The following is a 3,175-nucleotide window of genomic DNA, read 5'->3' as shown; positions in this document are numbered from 1 at the left end:
GAGTCCTTGCCGGAGCGGTCAGAACCCCGGGCCCTCGAAACCGCCGCCGGCGCCGACGCCCCCGGTGCAACCGCCGCCGTAGCCGCCACTACTGCCGTAGACGCCACCGGAGTAGCCGCCGGCGCCGCCCGACACGCCACCGGAGACCACCCCGTCGCCCTTGGCGACCGCCAGGGTGACGGTGATCCTGTTCCCGTCGAGCACCTGCCCGTTCAGCTCCGCGATCGCCGCCTCGGCCTCGCCGGAATTGCTGTAGGTGACGAAGCCGTTGCCCTTCGAGACCCCGGTGTCGCGGTCTCGCATGATGATGGCGTCGAGTACCTGGCCGTAGCTGGAGAACGCTTCCCGCAGCGCCTCGTCGGTGGTGGCCGTGGAGAGGTTTCCGACGGCGACCTTCTGGGCCATGGGCGTACTCCTCGAATCAGGGATATGGATCTGACGTATCGTCAGAATGCTGCCACGGCAGGACACCCGGGCGCGGCCGAACCACGGGGATTCGGCCGCCGCACCGAAGCCGACCTTCCCCCCGCCCTGCTCGACACGGACGCGGGGTGCGGATTCCGGCCGTTTCGGTGATCGGCCTGCCAACGGACGGACGGTGGCAGAGACTTGGCCACCGGACCGGGCGCCCGACCAGCCTGACTCCGATGAACGTCAATTCGCGTGATCCACAAGGTCATTGAAGAGACAGGAGTTTCCGGATGGCTGGTTCATCCGCCCCTCGCACGGCCGCCCTCGCCGCCGCGGCGACGGCCGCCGCCCTGGTCCTCGGCCCGGTACCCGCCGCAACGGCCGACCCGGGCCCGCCGCTCCCGACCCCCTATCTCCTACCGCTGCCCGCCAACGCCGGCCCGCTCAGCACCGCGTCCAGCCTGAACAACGCGGGCGACCTCCTCGGCGAGTGCTACCTGAACATCCCCGGCCGGTTCGCCCCGCGCGCCCTCCGCTGGAACACCGGCACCCTCGGCCTCACCGCCCTGGAACCGCTGCCCGGCGAGACCGGTACCCGCCCGGGCGCCATGAACGAGGCGGGCATCGCGGTCGGGGTCTCCTTCGCGTCGCTGACCGACAACCACCCGGTCCGCTGGGCCCTCGACGGCACCCCGACCGCCCTGGAACTGCCGGCCGGAGCCCGGGGCGGCGGCGCGTCCGGGATCAACAACGCCGGTGTCGCGATCGGCAGTTCGTACGACGCGGTGTTCCGCCCCGTGCCCGTGAAGTGGCGGGCCGACGGCACCCGGGTCGCCCTGCCCCTGCTGGACGGCGACGACACCGGCTCGACCACGGCCGTCAACGACGCGGGCTTCGTCATCGGCTGGTCCGAACGGCGCCTCAGCGGCGAACCCCGGACGCGTACGGTGGTCTGGAGCCCGTCGGGCACCGTGACCGAACTGCCGCCCCCACCGGGGATCGACGTGGTCGGGGCCCGCCGGATCACCAACTCCGGCGTGATCCTCGGCAGCGGACGGCGCGAGGGGGGCACCGAGCTCGACCGGCTGGTGGTCTGGGCGGCGGACGGCACCGTCCGGGACATCGGCGAGGGCCGGCCGAGCTCGATCACCGACACCGGCACCGTCGTCGGGGCGGCCTTCGGCGCCGCCCGCCCCCTGCAGGCCGCGTACTGGCGGCCGGACGGCACCCGGACCCTGCTCGACGGTCCGGCGGGCCGGCAGACCACGGCGAACGCGATCAACAGCGCGGGCACCGCCGTCGGCACCGCGACGAGTTCGGACTGGTACCACGGCACGGCACTGCTGTGGAAGGGCGACGGGACGGCCGTGCCGCTCCCGCCGTCCCCGCTCAGCCCGTACGCCTCGGCCTCCGTCATCAACGAGTCCGGGGTGATCGCCGGGCACGCCACCGTGCCCGGCGAGCAGTCGCTGCCGCGCGCGATGGTCTGGAAGCCCTGATGACCCCGACCCGAAGTCCCCTCGACGAGACAGGAGTTCTCCGCATGACCGGTTCACGCACCCCTCGTACGGCCGCCCTCGCCGCCACCGCGACGGCCGTCGCCCTGCTCCTCGGCCCGATACCCGCGGCGGCTGCCGCTCCCGCCCACTACCTGGCCTCCCCGCAGTTCCTCCCGACCCCGCCGGACACCGCCTACAGCACGGTGTGGGGTCTGAGCCGCGACGGCGCCGTCGTCGGCGAGTACTACGCGAGGACTCCCGGCCAGTCCGGTCCGCGTGCCATCCGCTGGAGTCCCGACCACCTCGGCTACACCGTCCTGGCGCCACTGCCCGGCGACCTGTCCAGCCGCCCGGTCGGGCACAACGACACGGGCACCGTGGTCGGGCTCTCCTTCGTGTCGCTGAGCGACAACCACCCGGTCCGCTGGGCCCCGGACGGCACCCCGACCGCGCTGGAGCTGCCGGCCGGGGTCCGCGGCGGCGGCGCGGCCGCGGTCAACGACGCGGGCGTCGTGGTGGGCGGCTCGTACGACGAGATCTACCAGCCCAAGCCCTTGAAGTGGCGGGCCGACGGCACCCGGGTCGACCTGCCGCTGCTGCCCGGCGACACCATGGGCTCGACCGCCTCCATCACCAACGCGGGCGTCGTCGCCGGCTTCTCCGAGCGGCGCCTCGCCGACGGCCGCTACCAGGAGACCCCGGTGCTCTGGAGCCCGGCGGGCACGGTGGCCGCGCTCCCGCTCCCGCCGGGCGTCGACGGGGCCCGGGTGGACGACATGACCGACGACGGCGTGGTGCTCGGCCACGGGCGGCGCGCCGGCGGCACGGAGTTCGACCGGGTGCTGGTCTGGACGGCCGACGGCACCGTCCGCGACGCCGGCTACGGCCGGACACGGGCCGTCAACAGCGCCGGCACCGCCGTCGGGGCCACCTTCGACGCCAACCGCTCCACCCTCGCCGCCCGCTGGAACCCGGACGGCACCCGGACCCTCCTCGGCGGCCCGGCGGGCCGGCAGAGCGAGGCGATGGCGGTCAACGGCGCGGGCACCGCCGTCGGCACCGCCCAGGGCCCGGACTGGACCCGCGGCACCGCCCTGCTGTGGCAGCCCGACGGGACGACCGTCACCCTTCCGCCGTCCCCGCTCAGCCCGTACGCCGAGGCCCGGTACATCAACGACGCCGGACTGGTCGCCGGTCACGCCGTCGAGCTGAACGCGGCGGGCGAGCCGATCGCGTCCCACCCCGTCGTCTGGAAGCCCTGACGC

3 protein-coding genes are annotated in these 3,175 nt (G+C 74.3%); 2 read left to right on the top strand and 1 reads right to left on the bottom strand.

What is annotated here, in order from left to right; translation table 11 throughout:
• Nucleotides 1-18: 18 nt before the first annotated feature.
• The gene (locus ACFU6K_RS35090) at nucleotides 19-405 is read right to left on the bottom strand and encodes an RNA recognition motif domain-containing protein (RefSeq protein WP_380670084.1); all 387 of its coding nucleotides are present in this window, start codon (nucleotides 403-405) and stop codon (nucleotides 19-21) included.
• 296 nt (nucleotides 406-701) lie between these two features.
• On the opposite strand from ACFU6K_RS35090, the gene ACFU6K_RS35085 reads away from it, so the two are divergent.
• Both ACFU6K_RS35085 and ACFU6K_RS35080 read left to right on the top strand, forming a co-directional pair.
• A complete protein-coding gene (locus ACFU6K_RS35085) occupies nucleotides 702-1,910 on the top strand; it encodes a hypothetical protein (protein ID WP_380670082.1) in 1,209 nt (402 codons plus the stop codon).
• A 44-nt stretch (nucleotides 1,911-1,954) separates the two neighbouring features.
• Nucleotides 1,955-3,172: a hypothetical protein gene (locus ACFU6K_RS35080; protein ID WP_380670080.1), complete on the top strand. Its 1,218-nt coding sequence runs from the start codon at nucleotides 1,955-1,957 to the stop codon at nucleotides 3,170-3,172.
• Nucleotides 3,173-3,175 lie beyond the last annotated feature (3 nt).

It is taken from the genome of Kitasatospora sp. NPDC057512, from assembly GCF_042802135.1.
GTDB lineage: Bacteria > Actinomycetota > Actinomycetes > Streptomycetales > Streptomycetaceae > Kitasatospora.
Note: the sequence above shows the minus strand (reverse complement) of the source record. Positions and strands in the feature narration are given on the sequence as shown.